This window comes from Acinetobacter sp. YH12138 (assembly GCF_015218525.1).
GTDB lineage: Bacteria > Pseudomonadota > Gammaproteobacteria > Pseudomonadales > Moraxellaceae > Acinetobacter > Acinetobacter amyesii.
Genome location: NZ_CP048670.1, coordinates 1,886,579 through 1,908,600, shown reverse-complemented (window position 1 = coordinate 1,908,600; position 22,022 = coordinate 1,886,579). Strand labels below are relative to the sequence as shown.

The window sequence follows — 22,022 nt, the reverse complement described above, 5'->3', positions numbered from 1 at the left end:
TATTCATCCATTAAATTTATTTTATACAAAAAAACATGTTGGTCAGTCTAAAAAAACTCTGAACAACATGCAAGTTAAAGGCAACTTATTCTGATTGCTTTTGGTTAAGCCTTAGATTGACTACTTTGAGCTTCGCATTCGCGGCGCACATCTTCAATGATTTTAAGTTCTTCCTGACTAAAAGGTTGTTCATTAAGCTGTTGCTTTTTGAACGTTGGGTCAAGGAGAGACAAACGCTGACACAAATTATTCATACGTTTTTCATTGTGCTGAATACGATCTAACAATACACGCATACCTTCTAATATCGGGTCAGTTTGGTCTTGGGTTGCAGCATAAGGCTGGAAACCAATACTTTCTGCATAGTCGCGACGACGTGTTTCCGCTTCATCTTTTGGTTTATCTTTGGTGATAAAGCGTGCTGGATTGCCCACAGCAGTAGTATTTGCAGGAACTTCTTTAGTCACGACGGCATTTGAACCGACTTTGGCATTTTTACCCACCGTAAATGGGCCCAAGATCTTTGCACCAGCGCCAACCACTACACCATCTTCCAAAGTTGGGTGACGTTTGCCTTTGTTCCAAGTCGTGCCACCTAAGGTCACACCATGGTAGAGGGTGACATCATCACCAATTTCAGCTGTTTCACCAATCACCACACCCATACCGTGGTCAATAAAGAAACGACGACCGATTTTCGCACCCGGATGAATCTCAATGCCTGTGGCAAAGCGGCTAAAAGAAGACAATAGACGAGCTGAGCCTTTACACTCTTTTTTCCAAAGTTCATGTGCCATACGATGCATGATTAAGGCATGAATTCCTGGATAAGTCGTTAAGACTTCGAGCGTATTTCGTGCAGCAGGATCGCGCGCGAATACAGCCTGTATATCTTCTTTGAGCTGCTTAAGCATTAGATTGATCCTCATTGTCTGTAGATTTTTTCCATGTTCCGTTATTTAAAGCCTGTACTCGGCTAAAGATGCCACGTAATAAGTGGTATTCCATACGATCTAATTGTATACGTCCAAATAGGCGACGCAAGCGTAAAGGTAATAATCTTGGATTTTTTGGATCCATAAATTCAATCTCTGCCAGCATTTTTTCAATATGCGGGTAGAACTGTTCCATCATTTCATGGGTTACCAAAGGTTCATCCCATTCCATATCGATGTCATCAGTAACATGCATCTTGGCATCAGGATTTGCCGTTAACTCAGTATGTGCAAGGGCGGCCATGCGCATTTCATAGCAAATGACTTGAATCGCTTGGGCAACGTTTAAGACGCCATATTCAGTATTCACTGGAATAGTGACATGGTAGTTGGCCATTGCCAATTCTTCATTGGTCAAACCACGGTCTTCACGGCCAAATACTACGGCAATTTCTTGTTGTTGTTCGCAGACCGCTTTGAGAGACATTTCGGCAGCAGGGCGAGCGTCAAGTAATGGCCATGGGATGGTACGACTACGCGCACTGGTACCAAAGACAATATGACAATCTTTAATGGCATCTTCTAATGATTCAACGATTTCAATTTGATCAATTAAATCGACAGCACCGGCAGCCAAAGCATTAATGTCAGGATGCGGGTAAGTCTTCGGTGCAACTAAGACCAACTTTGAAAGTCCCATGGTTTTCATGGCACGTAATGCACTACCAATATTTGCGGGTAATGTTGTATTCACCATGACAATACGCACATGAGAGAGATGTGCTGAAACCGCAGCATTGTCAGTTTGATTCATGATATTTCCAATATGTTTATTTAAAAAAGCAGTTCAAACAGCGTTTAAACTTTAAGAAAATTGATTGGCTTCTGCTTGGTATAAATCCATGGCATCATCCATGCTCATCCCATCTGGCGGTGGCGGAACCTGCGCAGGAATAGAGGCTTGTTCATAACTTACCGCTTTGGCAGCTTTGGATTTGACATGATATTCGACATGCAAAGATTCTTTGCCGAAGTAGTCACGCAGCTTAGACAGTAATTCATCTAGTGGGGCAACTTTCCAGTTTAACCCCAAATGAATGTCGGCCGTCGCATATGGATAGTCTATATATAACTGCACAGGGATATGCGTACACATATCGACATTGCAAAAAGGCAGTAAAATATTTTGGATGTCGCGTGATAGCGTTTTACTAAAATGTTCAGGTGTTAATTTAATTTGAATGGCATTGGCACGTTTTTGACGGATTTCATTCAAACTGAAGGCTTTAGTTAAGCGACCCATTGGCCGATCAAAACCTTCACGTTCGTAAATTTCACCTTCAATGACCACCACTTTTTCGTTTTGAATCACATCTTTGAAGCGGTTAAAACGTTCGTGATTCGCAGACACTTCTATACGTGCAGTACCATCATCGAGCGTCACCATCATGCGGTTCGGGAAGTTGGCAATATCGACGACGAGGCCTGCAAATACTGTAGTGACACCACGTCGTGTAGGCGTAAGCTCATTAATGCGCTGTGAAATAAAGGCTTTTAGCTCTGATCGATACACATCGATCGGATGACCTGTTAGATAAAGCCCAAGAGTATCTTTTTCACCTTTAAGACGAACTTCATCAGACCACGGTTTAACAGGTTTAGAAGGTTTACGCTGAACTTCTTCAACTTCACCAAATAAATCCATCATCCCTGTTTCGCGGTTTGTACGGGCTTGGTCAGCCGCTTGTACAGCTTCTGGCAATTGCGCCATCAAGTCAGCGCGTTCTAATCCTAAACAATCCAATGCGCCACCACGAATCAATGCTTCAAGCGTGCGCTTATTGATTTTTTTTAGGTCAATACGATGACAGAAGTCAAACAGATCTTTATATGGGCCATCTTGGATACGTGAGTCAATCACAGACTGCATGGCAGCTTCACCGACACCCTTGATCGCACCTAAACCATAGACGATGGTTTTTGGATCGCTGGCATGGAAATTATATAAAGACATATTGACCGAAGGTGGTAAGACTTCAAGACCATTAATACGACAGTCATCGATCAAGAACACCACGTTGTCCGTGTTCTGCATTTCCGAGGTCATCACTGCTGACATAAATTCAGCTGGGAAATGTGCTTTTAACCAAGCGGTTTGATATGCAACAAGAGCATAGGCTGCGGCATGGGATTTGTTAAAACCATAGCCTGCGAATTTTTCCATATAATCGAAGATATGGTTGGCCGTATCTGCATCAATACCTTTGGTTGCAGCACCTTCAGTAAAGATCTGACGGTGCTTAATCATTTCTTCGACTTTCTTTTTACCCATGGCACGACGAAGTAAATCCGCGCCACCCAAGCTATAGCCAGCACAGAACTGCGCTGCCTGCATTACCTGTTCCTGATACACCATAATGCCGTATGTCGGTTCAAGGACACTTTCTAGTAATGGATGTAAGTATTCAAACTCGCCACCATGCATACGGTAAATAAAGTCAGGAATCAGATCCATCGGGCCTGGACGGTATAAAGACACGAAAGCAATAATTTCTTCGAACTTACTTGGACGTGCCTCTTTCAGCATTTTTTTCATGCCGACGGATTCAAACTGGAAGACTGCTGTGGTGTTTGCTTCTGCGAACACAGCATAGGCAGGTTTGTCATCCAAAGGAATCAAGGAAATATCGACAGGTGTAGTGATATCTGGACGGGCATTAATGTGCTTAATGGCATCTTCGATTACCGTTAAGTTACGTAAGCCCAAGAAGTCGAATTTAACTAGACCTGCAGCTTCCACATCGTCTTTATCGAATTGGGCTACACGGTTAGTTCCATCTGCATCACATAGGACAGCCGAATAGTCAGTTAACTTAGTTGGTGCAATAACCACACCACCGGCATGTTTACCTGTATTACGGGTAATGCCTTCAAGTTTGAGTGCCATTTCCCAAATTTCGGCTGCATCGTCGTTATCTGGGTTAGATGGATTGGTGACAATGTCTTTGAGTTGTGGTTCGGCCTCAATGGATTCTTCCAAACTTAAACCTAAAGGCTTGGTCGGAATCATTTTAGAAATACGATCAGCCAAACCATAAGATTTACCCAAGACACGGGCTACGTCACGAATTGCACCTTTTGCCGCCATGGTACCGAAAGTTGCAATCTGAGAGACCGCATCTCGACCATAAGTGCGTGCAACATAGTCAATAACACGGTCACGACCTGCAATACAGAAATCGACGTCAAAGTCGGGCATTGATACACGTTCAGGGTTTAAGAAACGTTCGAACAGTAGGTCATAACGTAGTGGGTCTAGGTCAGTAATTTTTAAACTATAGGCAACCAAGGAACCTGCACCCGAACCACGGCCTGGACCAACAGGGACGCCATTACCTTTAGACCATTGAATAAAGTCCATGACAATTAGGAAATAACCTGGGAATTGCATGGTCAGGATGATCCCAACTTCATAAGCCAAACGTTCATCATAAGGCTTACGAATTTCTGGCCAGTCGTCACCACGTTGTTCGACAGGGTACAAATGCGCTAAACGTTCTTCTAAACCTTCTTTCGATAAATGTTCAAAATAGGTGTCAATTGTATGACCTTCAGGAATTGGATAATCGGGAAGGTCATGGAAGCCTAAACGTAATGACACATTACACCGTCGCGCAATGTGATAGGTATTTTCTATAGCTGTTGGAATGTCTGCAAACAGCTCCGTCATTTCCTCGGCAGTTTTAAAATACTGTTCAGGACTGTAATTTTTAGGGCGACGATTGTCACCGAGGACATAGCCATCGGCAATACAAACGCGTGCTTCATGTGCCTCGAAATCTTCTTTACTTATAAAATGCACATCGTTATGAGCAACCACACCAATGTTAAATTTCTTCGCAAGTTTTACTGCTTCGTGAATAAAGTCTTCTTCACCTGAGCGCTCAGTTCGTGTAATCGCTAAATAAACACGATTGCCAAATTTTTCGACCCATTCAGCTAACAGTGGTTCAGCTTTTTGCGGGTTGGAAGAGCAAAGCATTTTGCCGACATCACTTTGCATACCCAGTAAAACAATCAAGTCTTGATGTTGATTTAAAATCCAATCTTTTTTTACGCAAGGAATATCAAGCTGTTGACCTGAAATATAACCTTCAGAAACCAACTCTGTTAGACTGCGCCAACCTTTATTGGTCATCGCTAGAAGAGTAGCTTTGTGTTCAGCATCATTCAAACGAATGGTTGAACCAAATATGGGTTTAATGCCTTTATCTAAGCACTTTTTATAGAATTTTACAGCAGCATGTAGATTTGAAAGGTCAGTAATGGCCAGAGCGGGCATTTCATCTGCAGCTGCAGCTTTTACAAGATCAGGTATACGTACAATAGATTCAGTAATGGAAAATTCTGTAAAAATACCAAGATGTACAAAGTGCATAGATGAGTCCCTGCGAAAACAGCTGCTGATTTTAGCATGCTCTGAGATCAAACTTGCGTTTATTGCATGGCTTTATGCAGATTTATAAATTCACTGTTTAATCAATAAACGCTGTATGATAATCACGGTTTAGCAAGCAATACCTTGATTAACTGAAAAAGCTATTAATTTGCTATTTTTAAAGTTGAAGGCTAGATTGCCAATATAGGGTAAATCATAGTTATGCGGCTCTTTCAGCACGCATTTGGCATGAGTCGGTGAGAGAAAAATCACAAATGCAACTTCATTTGGATTGGCTAATTTTGCACTTTTGGTAAAGTCTTTTACAAATTGTTGATAGTCATATTGGCTTATCAGATGTTTTGATCCAATTTGAATTTTATCGCGTATTTGAGTGGATTTATCCCATTCCATCCAAACAACCCCTTTGGTTTGTCCAAGTTGGGCGAAGCTGTTTTTATTTTTATAGAATGAATCATTTTTAACTTAAGGATTGTCCTCAGCATAAATTTCAAATTTTAGAAATTTACCTTTTGATGTGACATGAAATTCAGTATTGCCGGTACATTCTGAATATTCATATTTAAGCTTTACTGGATTTTTGCTGATTAATGCATTTGCTTTTGATGCAGGCAAGGGTAAGGCTAAGTCAACATCATTTACCTTAATATTAGTTACATAGTCATAATCAGCAATGGATGCAGATGCTGCTGAAGTGATCAATATTGCTGTTGTGAAAAAAATTTAAGCGGAAAATTTTTGCTGTCAGTATTGTTTGCATGGAGAATATAAAATTCTATTCTTTTGATAGTTTGTACTCATTCAAGTTTTTGTAAACGTAATATTGAAGGTCATATTTTAAATTTTATGGTGTTGCTAATTTGCCGTCAAAATAATTTAAAATTAAAGACATTTTGGTTTAATTTCAGCTTTAAAAAAAACAAATCTTAAACATTAAAAAGCCCTCCGAAGAGAGCTTAAAGATATAAATTGCGCAGGCTTAGCGTAATTTTGATAACCAATCACCTAGGCTTTGTACGATTTGAACCAAGATCAATAAGACAATCACGGTCATGATGACCACGCTACTATCAAAACGTTGATAACCATAAGAAATAGCAAGGTCACCGATACCGCCTGCACCTACTGCACCCGCCATGGCTGTTGCGCCAATTAAGCTAATGGTTGCAGTCGTTAAGTTTAAAATCAAAGAGCTACGTGACTCTGGTAGCACAAATTTAGTAATGATTTGCAGCGGAGATGCGCCCATCGCTTGAGCAGACTCAATGATGCCGTCATTCACTTCAAGCAACGAAGTTTCAATCAGACGACCAATGTAAGGACCAACATAGATTGTGAGAGGAACAATTGCAGCCCAAGTACCAATTGAAGTACCCACAATGACTTTGGTCAAAGGGATGACCGCAATCAGGAGGATAATAAATGGCAATGAACGCAGCGCATTCACAATCGGGTTCAAACCATGGTAGATAACACGGTTAGGCAAAATGCCTTGTGGACGTGAGACATATAAAATCACGGCCTGGATAAAACCCCAAATACAGCCAAAGAGCATGGCAAAGAACACCATGTGAAAAGTTTCTTGTAGGGCAGTGACGAACTGATCCATGGACAAAGAACTTTTCCAAAAGGGTGCTGTAATTTGAGTCAGCCATTGAACAATTAAATCTCTCATTGCTGAACTCCTGCTTGAGTGACTTCAACGCCATGTTGTTCTAAGAACGCCACCGCTTGTTGAATCAATGCTGCATCACCTAATAGCTGAACGAACATTTGCCCAATTACCGCACCATTAATTTCAGTCATATTGGCAAACAAAATATTCAGGCTAATATCAAACTGTTTAATTACCACTTGAATGACAGTTTCTTGTGCCGAACTGCCCAGAAATTTTAAACAATAAATACTGTTATGATTTTGATTTTCTAGATTATTTAAAATATTAACAGGGAGCTGTTGCTGCAATACAGTTTGAATAAAATTTTTGGTTGTATTGTGTTTTGGCTGACTAAAAATCTCTAAGGTTGAGCCATGTTCGATGACTTTGCCTTGTTCCATTACCGCAACATAATCACAAACAGATTCAATCACATCCATTTCATGGGTGACCATGACAATAGTAATGCCTTGTTCTTGATTGATTTTCTTTAATAACGCCAATACCGACTTGGTGGTTTGCGGATCGAGAGCAGATGTTGCTTCATCACACAGTAAAATTTTAGGATGATTGGCAAGCGCACGGGCAATCCCGACACGTTGTTTTTGGCCACCAGAGAGCTCATCTGGATAGGCATTTTTCTTATGTTTTAGGTCAATAAATTCGAGCAACTCTTCTAAACGTTTTTGGCGTTCAGCTTTAGACACACCTAAAAGTTTAAGCGGCATTTCAATATTTTCTGCAACTGTTTTGGTTTGCAGTAAATTGAAGTGCTGGAAGATCATGCCAATATTGGTTCTTTCTTGACGTAGCTCTGCCGAACTTAAAGCAGTAAAGTCTTTATCATGAATAATAATTTGCCCTTCACTTGGACGTTCTAGCAAATTAATTAAACGGATTAAGGTACTTTTGCCTGCACCACTGTAGCCAATTAGACCGAAAATACAGCCATCTGGAATGTCCAGATTAATCTGATCCAGTGCTGTAACGGTTTGGCCTTTTAGCTCAAAATGCTTGGAGATATTTTTAAATTGGATCATAGCGTCAAAAAAGGTTCAGAAATGAAAAAACAGGCAAAGTAAACTTTGCCTGTTTATTTGAAGAAATTATATTACTATTTTGCTTCAGTGAGGTAGCTAGTTGGTTTATTTACATCAATTTTAGTACCACCAAAATGTTCATCGATGTAAGCTTTAACTGCTGGAGTGTGATAAAGCGCGCCTACTTTTTGTAGAACTGGGTCATTTTGACGGTCAGCAGAAACAGCAAGAATGTTCACGTTCATTTTTGTACTTTGGTCGATTGGCTCATAGTAAACCGCATCTTTCAGTACGTTTAAACCACCTTCCATCGCAAGGGTATTACCCAAAACAATCGCATCAACTTCGTCTTTAACACGAACCGCAGTCGCCATTTGAATTGGTTTGATTACGATTTTCTTCGCATTTTCAGTTATGTCAGCAGGTGTGCCTTTTACATCATCAAAATCAGCTTTAAGTTTGATTAAGCCAGCAGATTGAAGTAGTAACAATGCACGTGATTCGTTTGCGCCATCATTTGGAATCGCAATTGTTGCACCTGTTTTGAACTCTTCAAGTTTTTTGACTTTGCTTGAATAGATACCCATTGGCTCTAAATAAGTAGTCGAAAGCGGTGCGATTTTATCTTTATTGTTGTCATTAAACGCAACCATATAAGCATATGATTGGAATGCGTTAACATCAATTTCTTTGTTTGCTACAGCAGTGTTCATAGACACATAGTCAGTGAAGTTTTTCACTTCAAGTTTAATGCCAGCTTCTTTGGTTTCAGGAAGCGTAGCAATATAGCGCCAAATATCAGCATCCGAACCAGTCGAAGCCATGGTGACGGTTTGCACTTCTGCAGTGTCTTTTTGTTGTGCTGCGTCAGTTGCAGGAGCTTCTTGTTTACCACAGCCTGAAAGGCCAACAGATAAACCGAGAACTAATCCTAGGAGCTTTTTCATATATTCACCCGAGTAAATTTATAAAATTAATAAATTCACAAATCATATTATGGAGAGATTTACTTAAGTCTTTTGTCAGACAGGCTGATAGATGCTTAATAATTTAAAATGCTACACAGACTTATACAATTAGATCTGAGTCTATTTCCAAATGGGAAAAGATAGCCATTGCAAGCTGCTGTAAACAAAAGATTTAATAAAGCAAATCTCTATATTTCGCTAGGCATCATATCAATTTTTTATTATTCAATATAGTGATTTAAAAAGTTATGCTTAGCACCAAAATTGTATATGGAATATGTTTAATTAAAAAATTTAATAAGTAAAAACAATATATTATTTATAATTAAACTATTTCAGTACATCATATATATAAGTTTAGGTCTATATAACAAATTTTAAAATGTATTGCTGAAAAAATGATAAAAATGAAATAAGTCCTGTCATACACAAAATTTGTAACATTCATATGTGAAAATAACGAAGTGCTCCAATCTAATCTGCATTGAAATCTTTATTGATACATTTACAGTTCAACTCTGATTCATGGTTTTTCAAAATCTTAGATCTAAATCTGAGGAAGATTGAATCCGCTACATTGTTTAATATAAGCTGCTTTATAATTGATCATAATAAATTGCTATGTGCGGCACGCTATGTTAAATCAGTTTGATTTCGTCTCAATTGTAAAAAGCCTACAGTACATTATGGCGGTAGATCGGTGAGCCATGTTTTAAAAGTGGAAGATGGTAGTCAAAAAACCATCGGTGTATTTTTACCTTCAGAGCAACCCATGACGTTTGAGGCGCATGTGAAAGAACGTGTTGAAATCACATCGGGGTAGTGTGTTGTGCAAATTGGGGAGCAGGGAGAGTTTGTACAATATACTTCTAGCGAAAGCTTTATTGTTCCTCAAGATTCTATTTTTAAAGTGCAATGCACCGATGTTGTCGACTATGTATGCAATTTTGATTAAGTATGCTTAGACAGGTTTACAGTTGCTTTAGCTTTACACCTTATGATTTTTAGTTCCTAGGTCATAGCAAATGATTTTTTAGAGCTGAACCCCGCACTTAGCGGGGGGTATATGATTCAATGAATGATTTAGCTTTCTTATGCGAAATGCTACAGTAACTAAAATTAAGCTTTTTAACATCATCTATAGCCACTGTTTGGCAGAGTTAATGTACTTTAGTTTTGCCGTGAATAATTATTGAATTAGCAAAATGGAATGTGCAAATAATCACTGCGCTGAATTTCATAGAGTACATGACGGTTTAATGGATGATCCGCTGGTACATGCGGATGATTAAACTCGCGTACTTTTACCATGCCAATGCGCTGCATCACACGTTCCGAAGGCGTATTTAAAATCGCTGTAAATGAAATGACTTTATCTAATCTTAGGTTTCTAAAAGCATATTTGAGTACAGCTTTTGCTCCTTCGGTGGCATAGCCTTGATGCCAATATTGCGGCAGTAAGCGCCAACCAATTTCTGGTGCATCGGCTATTTCAAACTCAGGGGGATGTACATGTAAGCCGATAAAGCCAATAAATTCTCCTGTAGCTTTAAGCTCGACAGCATATAAACCCCAACCGCGTATTTCTATTGCATCGTGTAGGCGTTGCATAAATGCAGTGGCTTCGGAAGCATCAAGTTTGCTAGGGAAATAGCGCATGATGTCATCATCTGCACACATGTGGATGAATGGAGCAGTATCGGAGTCTTGCCATTGGCGGAGGATAAGGCGAGGGGTTTTGATATTCACTTTCTTTTTCCCAAATTAGATTTTAAATTATAAGAAATGACTAAACTATCAGAATGTATTTAATTGGTTTTTATAATTTAAATATTATGGGAAAATACGATGATGAGTAATTTGATTGTAAAATAGTGTTGATATTTATGAGATTATATTTAGGGGAAATTTTTTGAATAGCAATAATACAGATAGCTCTCATTTAAGTGATGAAGAATTTTTAGAGCACTTAAGAAAAAATGAGTCAGAGACAAAACAAAATAGTCAAATGGAAAGGGAAAAGAGACTTAAAATTTATCGGTTGATGGTATTTACATATGTTGCTGCTGCAGGTTTAGGGGGAGTTTTCTATATATTATATTTGACGATTGGCAGTGAGCAGATGGATGGGATTTTCAAATTAAATGAAGACGTACTATTTGCTTTAAATATGAGTGTAAATGCATTTATTTATGCCTTACCAGCATTTTTAGTTGCATGCTTGGGTTCTTTAACAAAGATGTTGCTTTCCCAAAACAATTTAAAGGACTATGAATATGCGAAACTTTTAATTGGCTCTGGTCTATTAGGAGTCTTAACATTTTTAGGGCTTAAAAGTGGCATAATCTTAGACTTAATAGTTGATCATTCTAGTTCAGTTAAATTTGATGAAATAGATAAAAAGAAATTTTTTTATAAGATGATAGTTTTATGTTTTTTAACAGGAATGTTTTCCACAACACTATTTCTTACTATTGAGGAAAAAGTGAATAATTTAGCTAATAAGATTAAACATTCTTGAAAAAAAGTAAAAACCCCGCACTTAGCGGGGTTTTTTATTCTTAAATCTAATTAAGCATTTTCACGCGCAATTGCACGGTAACCAATATCCTTACGGTATTGAACACCATCAAAAGTCACTTTTTGGCAAAGCTCTAAAGCTTTAGCTTGCGCTTCGCCAATGGTATTGCCTAGAGCAGTAACGCAAAGAACACGACCGCCTGCAGTCACAATATCACCATTTTCAAGTGCTTTAGTGCCTGCATGGAAAACTTTCGCATCAGCCATTTCTGTGTCTAAGCCAGAAATCACATCGCCATTGCTAGACGTTTCAGGGTAGCCCTTAGATGCAAGTACGATACCTACAGTCTTACGCTCATCCCATTCAGCTTCCGCAGGTAAGTTACCCGCGATACCAGCTTCAACCAAATCAACTAAAGACGATTTTAAACGCATCATAATTGGTTGAGTTTCAGGGTCGCCAAAACGACAGTTGAACTCGATCACTTTAGGTTGACCTTGTTCATCAATCATCAAACCTGCGTATAAGAAACCTGTATAAGCGTGACCGTCTTTTTTCATGCCTTCAACGGTAGGACGCATCACTTCATTCATAGTTTTTTCAAATACATCTGCAGTCACTACAGGCGCAGGAGAGTAAGCACCCATACCGCCTGTGTTTGGACCTTGGTCGCCTTCAAAGATACGTTTGTGATCTTGTGAAGTTGCCATTGGCAAGATGTTGTCTCCATCAATCATACAAATGAAAGAAGCTTCTTCACCTGCAAGAAATTCTTCGATTACTACACGTGAGCCAGCATCGCCAAATTTGTTGCCTGCAAGCATGTCATCAATCGCATCAAATGCTTCTTGATTGGTCATGGCAACAATTACGCCTTTACCCGCAGCAAGACCATCTGCCTTGATTACAATCGGCGCGCCATTTTTTTCAACAAATGCTTTAGCTGCATCTACTTCTGTAAATACATCATAGAAAGCAGTTGGGATGTTATGGCGTTTTAAGAAGTGCTTCGCAAATGCTTTAGAGCCTTCAAGCTGTGCAGCAAATTGAGTTGGGCCCCAAATTTTTACACCCGCTTCACGGCAAGCATCGACTACACCATTGACTAGTGGTGCTTCTGGACCAACCACGATTAAATCAACTGCATTGCTTTTTGCAAAGTCGATAATCGCAGCATTGTCTAAAATATTTAGTGCAACATTTTCGCATTTATTTTCAGTTGCAGAACCCGCATTACCTGGTGCTACAAATACTTTTGTGACTTTATCATCTTGTGCGATTTTCCATGCTAATGCATGTTCACGACCGCCATTACCCAAAACTAAAATATTCATCGGTTCATACTCCATGAATCGAAAATGACATAAAGTCCTCAACCTGAAAGCAGGAGAGGACTTTATGCAAGATTATAAATCTAGTGTATTAAGCAAAAAACTGTGCTTAATTGTCATGATCACGTTGCCAACTTAGTGACGGAAATGACGCATGCCAGTGAAGACCATTGCAATACCAGCTTCATCAGCAGCAGCAATTGTTTCTTCATCACGCATAGAACCACCCGGTTGGATAATGCATTTGATACCTGCTTTCGCAGCGTTATCAATACCATCACGGAATGGGAAGAATGCATCAGATGCCATTACAGCACCTTCAACAACTAAACCAGCATGTTCAGCTTTGATTGCAGCAATACGAGCAGAGTTCACACGGCTCATTTGACCTGCGCCCACACCAATCGTTTGACGGTTTTTAGCATAAACAATTGCGTTTGATTTAACGTATTTCGCAACTTTCCAAGCAAAGATCATGTCATCGATTTCTTGTTCAGTTGGTGCACGTTTAGTCACAACTTTAAGGTCATCTTTAGTGATCATGCCTAAGTCTTGGTCTTGAACCAATAGACCGCCATTCACACGTTTGTAATCTAACTGAGCTTTACGTTCAGTAATTGCAGGAAGCTCGCCGCATACGAGTACACGTACGTTTTTCTTCGCGCCAGTCACTTCAAGCACGCCTTCAGCAACGCTAGGAGCAATGATCACTTCAACGAATTGACGGTCAACAATGGCTTGAGCAGTTGCAACGTCTAATTCACGGTTGAATGCAATGATGCCACCGAATGCAGATTCAGGGTCAGTTGCGTATGCAAGGTCATAAGCAGCTTGAATGCCGTCAAGTGAAACTGCAACGCCACATGGGTTTGCGTGCTTAACGATTACACAAGCAGGCTTAGCGAATGATTTCACACATTCAAGTGCAGCGTCAGTGTCTGCGATATTGTTATAAGAGAGTTCTTTACCTTGAAGTTGTTTCGCAGTAGAAACAGATGCTTCAGTTGCTGTGTCTTCTACATAGAAAGCAGCAGATTGATGCGGGTTTTCACCATAACGAAGATCTTGAACTTTGTTCAATTGAGTATTGAAAGTACGTGCAAATTTGTCAGCTTGACCTTCATCTTTACCTACGCGAGCGCCTAAGTAAGAAGCGATCATACCGTCGTATTGAGCAGTATGTTCAAATGCTTTAACCGCAAGGTCAAAACGAGTTGCATGTGATAATGCGCCTTCAGCTTTTAACTCTTCAACAACAGTTCCATAGTCAGATGCATTTACTACGATACCTACAGATGCATGGTTTTTCGCAGCAGCACGAACCATAGTCGGACCACCGATGTCGATATTTTCAATCGCATCAGCAAGTGAGCAGTTCGGTTTAGCCACAGTCGCAGCAAACGGATAAAGGTTAACAACAACTAAATCGATTGCATCGATGTTGTGTTCAGCCATCACAGCTTCGTCTAGACCGCGACGAGCTAAGATACCACCATGAATTTTCGGATGTAGCGTTTTTACACGGCCGTCCATCATCTCTGGGAAACCTGTGTGCTCTGAAACTTCAACTACGGCAACATTATTGTCTTTCAACAATTTGTATGTTCCGCCAGTAGATAAAATTTCTACCCCTAGAGCAGCAAGTTCTTGTGCAAATTCAACAATTCCAGTCTTGTCAGACACAGAGATTAAAGCGCGTTTAATAGTCATGATCTTCGTCACAGTTTTCAAGGAACAGATTAAAACAAAATTAGCAAAATGCAGGTTAAAAAAAATGCCTGCGGAAGCCGCAAGCATTTTATCATTTATTCACTCATTAAACCGTGAGCTTTCAACTTTTTACGTAAAGTACCACGGTTTAAGCCGAGAATCTCAGCAGCGCGGGTTTGATTACCACGTGTATATTCAAGAACTACAGATAGAAGAGGCTTCTCCATTTCCGCCAGCACCATATCGTATACCTGAGATGGTTGCTCGCCTTGCAATTGTGCAAAGTAATGGCGAACTGCGCGATCTACGTGAATACGAAGAGCGACATCAGATTGTGCAGTAAAAATAGGAGATTTGCTATTCATGCGAATTAATCCGAAAAATCAAATATCACTTGGGTAAAGTGATTTGTTAAAAGTGGTCTATAAACTTGAATGAACTCCGTTTTAGTTCCTAATGCGGAGTTCTAAAACTTGTACATTACTTGTAGCTTGACACAACTCGCAAAATTGTTCGAAAAATAAGCGTAACAATAGATTAATAATTGTTACAGCCTAAAAAACAAACAAAAAATCTACTCAATACGCAATAAATATTAAAGCGCACGGTTGGGATTGTATTTGTTGTGAAAAATTAGCGAGGAGTTTGCAGCACAAAGCTTTCGTGGCGCGTATCATACCATTGTCTAGGAAAAAGTGAGCAAGAAAACTGCATTTTTTTTATGTTTTTTTTACTTTTTTAATAGTTTTTTCCAATATTAGGGGCGAATCAACTCAATTGAATAATTATCGAAGCTCTTGCGTGCAATTGGTAGACTAAATTGGAATTTAAAAGGACTACTTTTTGGGATCCGTTGGATGCCATGCAGACTTTTGTCCAAATACTCTTCAGGTAAAAGCGTATAGTTTGCTATTTCAGTACCATTTTCTTTTAGTGAAATTTTCATATTGGGTAAGGCAAGGCTACGGTCATGAAAATTGATCATTTCACCTGTAAAACGTGTTTCATTATTTCCAATGCTACGAATTTTGACTTTTTTGGTACTAATTAAACTGTAATGTTCTTCGAGACGTGAACAATTGAATACATCACAGACCGCAGTAAATGCAGCACCCATCACTGGACTATTTTTTAAATATTGTGGATTGAACCAGAAAAACTGGAATATAAGTGCACCAAATAAGAAAGCATTAATACAGAACCACATAAAATAATTCAGTGGTGTACGTTTTTTATCTTTTTCAGCCTGTTCTGCCCAATTTACAGCAGGAAGGTTGCCGATCGGTTCGGTGCTGAAATAATTTAAGTTATTTAAATAAGTTTTTAGATCGATATTAGAGTTTTCGACTTTTTGATCAAATAGTTTTAATAAATGGTGGGTTGGTGTTTCTTCAACAGTCACTGGTGTAAGCGTATTATTAAATTCGCTGACATTAATAATAGTATTGGAGTTTTTTTGAGGTGCATTTTCTTGCTCAGGGGTAGAAAAAGACAACGCTTTATCTACCACCAAATGAGACAGTGCATTAAAAGATGTAGAGCACTTTGGGCAACAAACCATGCCCTGAGCGACAGTAAGCTGCGGAACAGTTACTTTATATGTTGTAAAACAAGTTGGGCAGTTAGTTAATTTGTCGCTCATAAGTACACATTTTAAATTTTAATACTGTTGGCGTTTACCCGAAATTCGGCACCATGTTTCGTCACGTTTTTCTACGTCTAATATATCAAAAAATTCAGAATAAACACTAGAAACATCAGAAACTTGCTCTTCAATTACACCTGCAAGTGCGAACTCGCCCTCAGATTTAATTAAAGTTGAGAATTCTGCAGCCAAGGCCATTAGAGGGCCTGCAAGAATATTAGCAACAAACACATCGGCTTTTTGTCCAGCAAGCTCTTGGTTGAACTCTTCAGGTAGGCCAACATACAAATTTTCCAGTACACCATTCAATTCGGCATTTTGTTGTGTTGCTAAAACGGCTTGTGGGTCAATATCAGTGGCATAAACTTTTTTTGCACCCAAAAGTAAAGCGGCAACACCTAAAATACCAGAACCACAACCGTAGTCGATTACGATTTTATCTTTAAGGTCAACTTTACCTAACCATTGTAGGCATAAGAATGTTGATGCATGGTTGCCAGTACCAAATGCCAGACCTGGGTCTAGTTTGATGTTTACGGCGTCTGCTTCTGGCGCTTCCATCCATTCTGGTACGATCCAGTATTTTTCACCAATTTGAATAGGCTCGTAAGCATCCATCCATGTGCGTTCCCATTCTTGGTCTTCAATGAATTCGCTACGCATTGGCACATCAGGAAGTTGAGCTTTAATAAATGTTTCTAATGCTGCAACATCAATTTCTTCATCATCTTCTTGTGCATATATACCAGTTACGATCACTTTATTCCAAAGTGGTGTTTCACCTGGAAGTGGTTCAAGTAAATCCTGATTTTCTGCATCATCTAGCGTGACACTGACTGCACCTAAAGAACTGAGCAGCGTTTCAGTGTAATCAACTTGAGCTTTTTCAACAGTAATATGAATTTGTAACCACTTCACGGACATAACCTAAATGAGTTTTATAAAAAGCTATTGTAACGGAACTCGGCAACTTGCAGCTAGCGATTATCAAAATTGACCAAAAATAAAAGGATGCACGTGGCATCCTTTTAAGTTTTCAGTGACTTAACTTTTAATTGTTTCAGTTGTAGTTGTCGAGATCGGTGCAAAACGTGTAATTACGAAACCAAATACAGCGGCAAAAATATACATAAAGATTGAATATACTGCCGCAGGCATTGCAACTGCAGAGCTGGCCATCACTGTTAAGGCGATGGTCATGGCCAATGTGCTGTTATGAATCCCGATTTCAAATGCACAAGCACGTGCCTGAGCACTATTGATGCCGAATAGTCTCGGAACAAAATAACCGATACATAAGCTGAAAATACAGAATAGAACCGTAGCTAAGCCAACTTGGGTTAGATAAGCCGCAATATTATGTCGTTCAGAGTAAATAGCACCGATAATAATTAAGATGAGAAAGACCACAGCAAAGATGCGGAGTGGTTTATGCAGTTTCTCAGTCAGTTTAGGTGCATAGTGACGAAGCAGCATACCTATACAGACTGGGATGATAATGATGCCGAAAACTTGGAGGATTTTTCCAAACTGTAGACTGATTTGTTGCCCTTCTTGCATGAAGTGCATGATCGAAAAATTCACGATCAATGGAAGGGTTAATGCTGCAATGACAGAGTTGATGGCGGTCAGGGTAATATTTAAAGCCAAGTCACCTTTAAATAGATAGCTAAATAAGTTAGCTGTGCTACCACCAGGTGAGGCTGCGAGTAGCATCAAGCCGACAGCAAGCAGTGGTGGTAATGCTAACAGTTTACATAGTAGAAAGGCGATACCGACAAGCAACACGAGTTGGCAAAATAATGCGATCAACACGGCTTTAGGATGTTTGGTGACACGTGCGAAATCTTTGGGGGTAAGTTCTAGCCCAAGCCCGATCATAATAAAGGCCAGTGCTAATGGCAAAAGAACCGTAATAATTCCAGAATCCATCGTATTTATTCTCCTTGAGCATATTTAATGGTTTTTCACCAAAGTCCTTATGGTGATTGCGTTAGAAAAAATAGTTTAGGTTTTCACTTGTTGAATTAGGTGGCTGCCACGGCGCGTCAAAATAAAACCAAATAAGGTCGCCAATAAATACATAAAAATAGAATAAACACCGGCAGGTATCGCCACTGTGGTGTTTTCAAGCACACTCAGTGCGATGGTTAGGGCGATACTGGTGTTATGAATGCCAATCTCAAAGGTACACGCACGAGCCTGTTTTTCAGGCACACCCGAGAGGAACGGAATTAGGTAACCCAAAAATAAGCCACTGAAACAGAGTAAACAGGTCGCAATGCCGACGCTGGCAAAATACGTAATTATGTTGGATTGTTCACGCAAAACTGCGAGTGTAAAGATAAGAATTAATAAGAAAATAGACAACATTCGCATCGGCTTGTTGATGTGATATGCAATGGTCGGAAAGGAGTTTCGAATAAACATACCGAAACATACCGGTATCAAAATAATCAGAAATACATGGGTGATCTTATCGATAGGCATACCAATACTGGTACTTTCACCAACAAAATGCAAAATGGATAGATTGACGATAAAAGGCAATGTAAAGCACGATACAACTGAGTTAATGGCCGTTAAGCTAATGTTTAAAGCAATATCACCTTTATATAGGTAGCTAAAAAGGTTTGCTGTGGGGCCACCGGGTGAAGCCGCAAGCAACATGAGCCCCACCGCAAGTAATGGGGGTAACTCAAGCAACTTACACAGGAAAAACGCAATACTGGTCAGTAGAATAAGCTGAGTAAATAAAGCGATGAAAATAACTTTTGGATAGCGTCCAACGCGTAAAAAGTCTTTGACTGAAAGTTCAAGTCCCAAACCCATCATCATAATGGCTAAAGCAATGGGTAGAAAAAATGCAAATAATCCCGAATCCATGGAATTTCCTGATATTTTTATCCTTATAGTGTTTTTGAGTTTATCTCAGTTTAATAAATAAGCAATAAATAAAAGCGAGTAAAAACTGATGTTTTACCCGCTTTATTTTTGATCTGTTAATTGGTCGATATTTTCATCGACAACTGATTATTTAGGACGAGGAGGAGTAAACCCTAAAGCACATTTTCCTTTAATTTCTTGTCCATTAATCGTTGCAGTAGTGGCTTTTGCATCTGCACTACATGTGCTTAATAATTCGGCTTCTTCGCCATGAAGATTTGCATTTTTGGACGAGCTAAAAAATTGTGGTTCGCAAGTACCATTCCAGATAATACCGCGATAGGCAAATGATACTTGAGCGCCTTGGCTTTTACCTTTACAGACTTGTTGATATCGCTGTGCATCATACACTTTCTCAACTTTATCATTGGCTGAGGCAGCAAGTGGTGATAAACATAAACCGCATAAAACCGTGGATAGCAAAATATTCTTATTCATGCTTATAGTCCTTATGATTCTCATGGGATCTATAACAGAATAAAAAATCATCAGAATAAAACAACAATCTTCGAGTAACATTTGCTTGAGAAATGTATATTTTTATGTGGAATATGCAAAGTATGTATATTCATAAAGAAATATATAGGCATAAAACAGTAGCCAATAACAATAAAATCGAGTTAATCAGTCAACTTATCGGTGAATTTTTGCTATAATCTTCCGTCATCCTTTTTTAATCTCCTTTACCACTATGCATTATCCTAAAGTTTACGATGTCATTGTTATCGGCGGCGGTCACGCGGGTACTGAGGCAGCTCTTGCTGCGGCACGTATGGGTCGACAGACTTTACTCTTAACTCATAATATTGAGACTTTAGGGCAGATGAGCTGTAACCCAGCCATTGGTGGTATTGGTAAATCACATTTAGTACGCGAAATTGATGCGCTTGGCGGTGCTATGGCATTGGCTGCCGACAAAGGTGGTATTCAATTCCGTATTTTAAACTCACGTAAAGGTGCGGCTGTTCGTGCGACTCGCGCACAGGCTGACCGTATTCGTTATAAAGCTGCGATTCGTGAAACCTTAGAAAATCAAGCGAACTTGGATATTTTCCAACAAGCAGCTGATGACCTTATTGTTGAAGGCGATACCGTTAAAGGTGTAGTCACCCAAATGGGTATTCGCTTTGATGCGAAAACTGTTGTATTGACTACAGGTACATTCTTGGGTGGAGTGATCCACGTAGGTCTAAATAATGCTTCAGGCGGTCGTGCGGGCGATCCTCCTTCAATTTCATTGGCTGCGCGCCTTCGTGAATTGAACTTACCTGTAGGTCGTTTAAAAACTGGTACACCACCACGTATCGATGCACGATCAGTTGATTTCTCTGTGATGACGCCACAGCCGGGTGATTTCCCATCTCCGACTATGTCATTCATGGGTGATGCGTCGATGCATCCTGAGCAAATCAATTGCTATATCACACATACCAACGAGAAAACTCACGATATCATTCGTGGCGGCTTAGACCGTTCACCAATGTATACTGGTGTGATTGAAGGTGTGGGTCCACGTTACTGCCCATCGATTGAAGATAAAATTCATAAATTTGCCGATAAAGATTCGCATCAAGTGTTCTTGGAACCTGAAGGTCTAGATACACATGAGCTTTATCCAAATGGTATTTCAACTTCATTACCATTCGATGTTCAGTTTGAATTGGTTCGCTCGATTCGTGGTATGGAAAATGCGCACATTTTGCGTCCGGGTTATGCAATTGAGTACGACTATTTCAACCCACAATCATTGAAATTCTCTTTAGAAACCAAATCGATTAATAACCTGTATTTTGCAGGTCAAATTAACGGTACAACAGGTTATGAAGAAGCGGGAGCGCAAGGTTTGCTTGCAGGCTTAAACGCAGCACGTCGTGCATGGGATCAAGAGCAATGGACACCAAAACGTGATGAAGCGTACATGGGCGTGTTGGTTGATGACTTGATTACTCTCGGTACTAAAGAACCGTACCGTATGTTCACGTCACGTGCGGAATACCGTTTGATGCTTCGTGAAGACAATGCGGATCAGCGTTTAACTGCCATTGGTCGTGAAATGGGGCTGGTAGATGATGCGCGTTGGGATTCGTTCTGCCAAAAAATGGAAGCTGTAGAAACGGAGAAAGGTCGTTTACAACACCTTTGGGCAGCGCCAAACAATCCACTAGGCAAAAAATTCGTTGAAATGACTGGCGATGACCTGTCAAAAGAAACCAATGCAATTGATTTGCTCAAACGTCCAAATATCAACTTTGCGCAAATTGCTGAATTGACGGGTTCTGAAGTTTCAGCATTTGTGGGTGAGCAAATTGAAATTGCTGTGAAATATGCAGGTTATATTAACCGTCAGCAAGAAGACGTTGCGCAAATGAAGCGTTTGGAAGATACACGTATTCCTGCTGATTTTGATTATGATGTCGTTTCTGGTCTTTCACGTGAAATCACCATGAAGCTGAAAAATGTATTGCCTGAAACATTGGCACAAGCAAGTCGTATTCCGGGTGTAACACCTGCGGCTGTTCAATTGGTAATGATTACGATTCGTAAGAATAACCAAGCGAAAAAATCTGCATAAGATTTTGAGTTAAACAAAAAACCCGCTCAGTTGCGGGTTTTTTTATTGCTTAAAAATTATTGGCTATTGGTATTTGATCGGATTAAATGAATATTTTTATCATCATTAGTTTTAGCTATGGTTTGATTATTAAAATCTTTCATAAACTTAAGTGATTGATAATTAATTATAAATATAAAAAATAAGATCTAAAAACTATTGATATACAAAGTTTTAGGTCTTAATGGTGGGCTTTTGG

General features: G+C 39.5%; 19 protein-coding genes and 1 pseudogene. 3 read left to right on the top strand and 17 right to left on the bottom strand.

Features of this window, described 5'->3' with window-relative positions; translation table 11 throughout:
- Window positions 1–104: 104 nt before the first annotated feature.
- From cysE to G0029_RS09220, 8 genes are all read right to left on the bottom strand, one after another.
- Window positions 105–914, bottom strand: a complete 810-nt coding sequence (gene cysE / locus G0029_RS09250) for a serine O-acetyltransferase (protein ID WP_180023822.1) — start codon at window positions 912–914, stop codon at window positions 105–107.
- Window positions 907–1,749, bottom strand: coding sequence for an RNA methyltransferase (locus G0029_RS09245; protein ID WP_180106543.1), 843 nt, complete (start codon window positions 1,747–1,749; stop codon window positions 907–909). The genes cysE and G0029_RS09245 overlap by 8 nt, the downstream gene beginning before the upstream one ends.
- 51 nt (window positions 1,750–1,800) lie before the next feature.
- Entirely contained in the window at window positions 1,801–5,373 is a 3,573-nt protein-coding gene (gene dnaE, locus G0029_RS09240) for a DNA polymerase III subunit alpha (protein WP_180106541.1), read from the bottom strand.
- Window positions 5,374–5,502: 129 nt separating this feature from the next.
- Entirely contained in the window at window positions 5,503–5,787 is a 285-nt protein-coding gene (locus tag G0029_RS18260) for a hypothetical protein (RefSeq protein WP_227591802.1), read from the bottom strand.
- A 72-nt stretch (window positions 5,788–5,859) separates the two neighbouring features.
- Complete coding sequence (locus G0029_RS18255; protein ID WP_227591801.1) at window positions 5,860–6,096, bottom strand: hypothetical protein; 237 nt, start codon at window positions 6,094–6,096, stop codon at window positions 5,860–5,862.
- Window positions 6,097–6,373: 277 nt separating this feature from the next.
- On the bottom strand, window positions 6,374–7,069 hold the full coding sequence (locus tag G0029_RS09230) for a methionine ABC transporter permease (protein WP_078188742.1): 696 nt from the start codon (window positions 7,067–7,069) through the stop codon (window positions 6,374–6,376).
- Complete coding sequence (locus G0029_RS09225) at window positions 7,066–8,091, bottom strand: methionine ABC transporter ATP-binding protein (protein ID WP_180106539.1); 1,026 nt, start codon at window positions 8,089–8,091, stop codon at window positions 7,066–7,068. The genes G0029_RS09230 and G0029_RS09225 overlap by 4 nt, the downstream gene beginning before the upstream one ends.
- 74 nt (window positions 8,092–8,165) lie before the next feature.
- On the bottom strand, window positions 8,166–9,038 hold the full coding sequence (locus G0029_RS09220; protein WP_180106537.1) for a MetQ/NlpA family ABC transporter substrate-binding protein: 873 nt from the start codon (window positions 9,036–9,038) through the stop codon (window positions 8,166–8,168).
- 656 nt (window positions 9,039–9,694) lie between these two features.
- Here G0029_RS09220 and G0029_RS09215 point away from each other — a divergent pair.
- Window positions 9,695–10,014, top strand: a pseudogene (locus G0029_RS09215) (pyrimidine/purine nucleoside phosphorylase).
- A gap of 242 nt (window positions 10,015–10,256) precedes the next feature.
- Here G0029_RS09215 and G0029_RS09210 read toward each other — a convergent pair.
- Window positions 10,257–10,808, bottom strand: coding sequence for a GNAT family N-acetyltransferase (locus tag G0029_RS09210; protein ID WP_180109723.1), 552 nt, complete (start codon window positions 10,806–10,808; stop codon window positions 10,257–10,259).
- Window positions 10,809–10,971: 163 nt separating this feature from the next.
- On the opposite strand from G0029_RS09210, the gene G0029_RS09205 reads away from it, so the two are divergent.
- Window positions 10,972–11,580 carry a hypothetical protein gene (locus tag G0029_RS09205; protein WP_180109722.1) on the top strand — a complete coding sequence of 203 codons (609 nt, stop codon included), beginning with the start codon at window positions 10,972–10,974 and terminating at the stop codon, window positions 11,578–11,580.
- 50 nt (window positions 11,581–11,630) lie between these two features.
- On the opposite strand, the gene purD is transcribed toward G0029_RS09205, so the two are convergent.
- From purD to G0029_RS09165, 8 genes are all read right to left on the bottom strand, one after another.
- Window positions 11,631–12,914 (bottom strand): phosphoribosylamine--glycine ligase, encoded by a 1,284-nt coding sequence (gene purD / locus G0029_RS09200; protein WP_180109721.1) that lies wholly within the window; start codon window positions 12,912–12,914, stop codon window positions 11,631–11,633.
- Window positions 12,915–13,046: 132 nt separating this feature from the next.
- The gene (purH, locus tag G0029_RS09195) at window positions 13,047–14,621 is read right to left on the bottom strand and encodes a bifunctional phosphoribosylaminoimidazolecarboxamide formyltransferase/IMP cyclohydrolase (RefSeq protein WP_180109720.1); all 1,575 of its coding nucleotides are present in this window, start codon (window positions 14,619–14,621) and stop codon (window positions 13,047–13,049) included.
- 95 nt (window positions 14,622–14,716) lie between these two features.
- On the bottom strand, window positions 14,717–14,986 hold the full coding sequence (fis, locus tag G0029_RS09190) for a DNA-binding transcriptional regulator Fis (protein ID WP_001086304.1): 270 nt from the start codon (window positions 14,984–14,986) through the stop codon (window positions 14,717–14,719).
- A gap of 392 nt (window positions 14,987–15,378) precedes the next feature.
- Window positions 15,379–16,263, bottom strand: a complete 885-nt coding sequence (locus G0029_RS09185) for a DUF3426 domain-containing protein (RefSeq protein WP_180007762.1) — start codon at window positions 16,261–16,263, stop codon at window positions 15,379–15,381.
- Between the two features lie 18 nt (window positions 16,264–16,281).
- Window positions 16,282–17,184: a 50S ribosomal protein L11 methyltransferase gene (prmA, locus tag G0029_RS09180; RefSeq protein WP_180109719.1), complete on the bottom strand. Its 903-nt coding sequence runs from the start codon at window positions 17,182–17,184 to the stop codon at window positions 16,282–16,284.
- Window positions 17,185–17,310: 126 nt separating this feature from the next.
- Window positions 17,311–18,198, bottom strand: coding sequence for a bile acid:sodium symporter family protein (locus G0029_RS09175; protein WP_180109718.1), 888 nt, complete (start codon window positions 18,196–18,198; stop codon window positions 17,311–17,313).
- Between the two features lie 75 nt (window positions 18,199–18,273).
- Window positions 18,274–19,152: a bile acid:sodium symporter family protein gene (locus G0029_RS09170; RefSeq protein ID WP_180109717.1), complete on the bottom strand. Its 879-nt coding sequence runs from the start codon at window positions 19,150–19,152 to the stop codon at window positions 18,274–18,276.
- A 147-nt stretch (window positions 19,153–19,299) separates the two neighbouring features.
- Window positions 19,300–19,650, bottom strand: a complete 351-nt coding sequence (locus G0029_RS09165) for a hypothetical protein (protein WP_078188731.1) — start codon at window positions 19,648–19,650, stop codon at window positions 19,300–19,302.
- A gap of 253 nt (window positions 19,651–19,903) precedes the next feature.
- Between G0029_RS09165 and mnmG the strand changes: the two genes are divergently transcribed.
- Window positions 19,904–21,784, top strand: coding sequence for a tRNA uridine-5-carboxymethylaminomethyl(34) synthesis enzyme MnmG (gene mnmG / locus G0029_RS09160; protein WP_180003879.1), 1,881 nt, complete (start codon window positions 19,904–19,906; stop codon window positions 21,782–21,784).
- The last annotated feature ends 238 nt before the right edge of the window (window positions 21,785–22,022 follow it).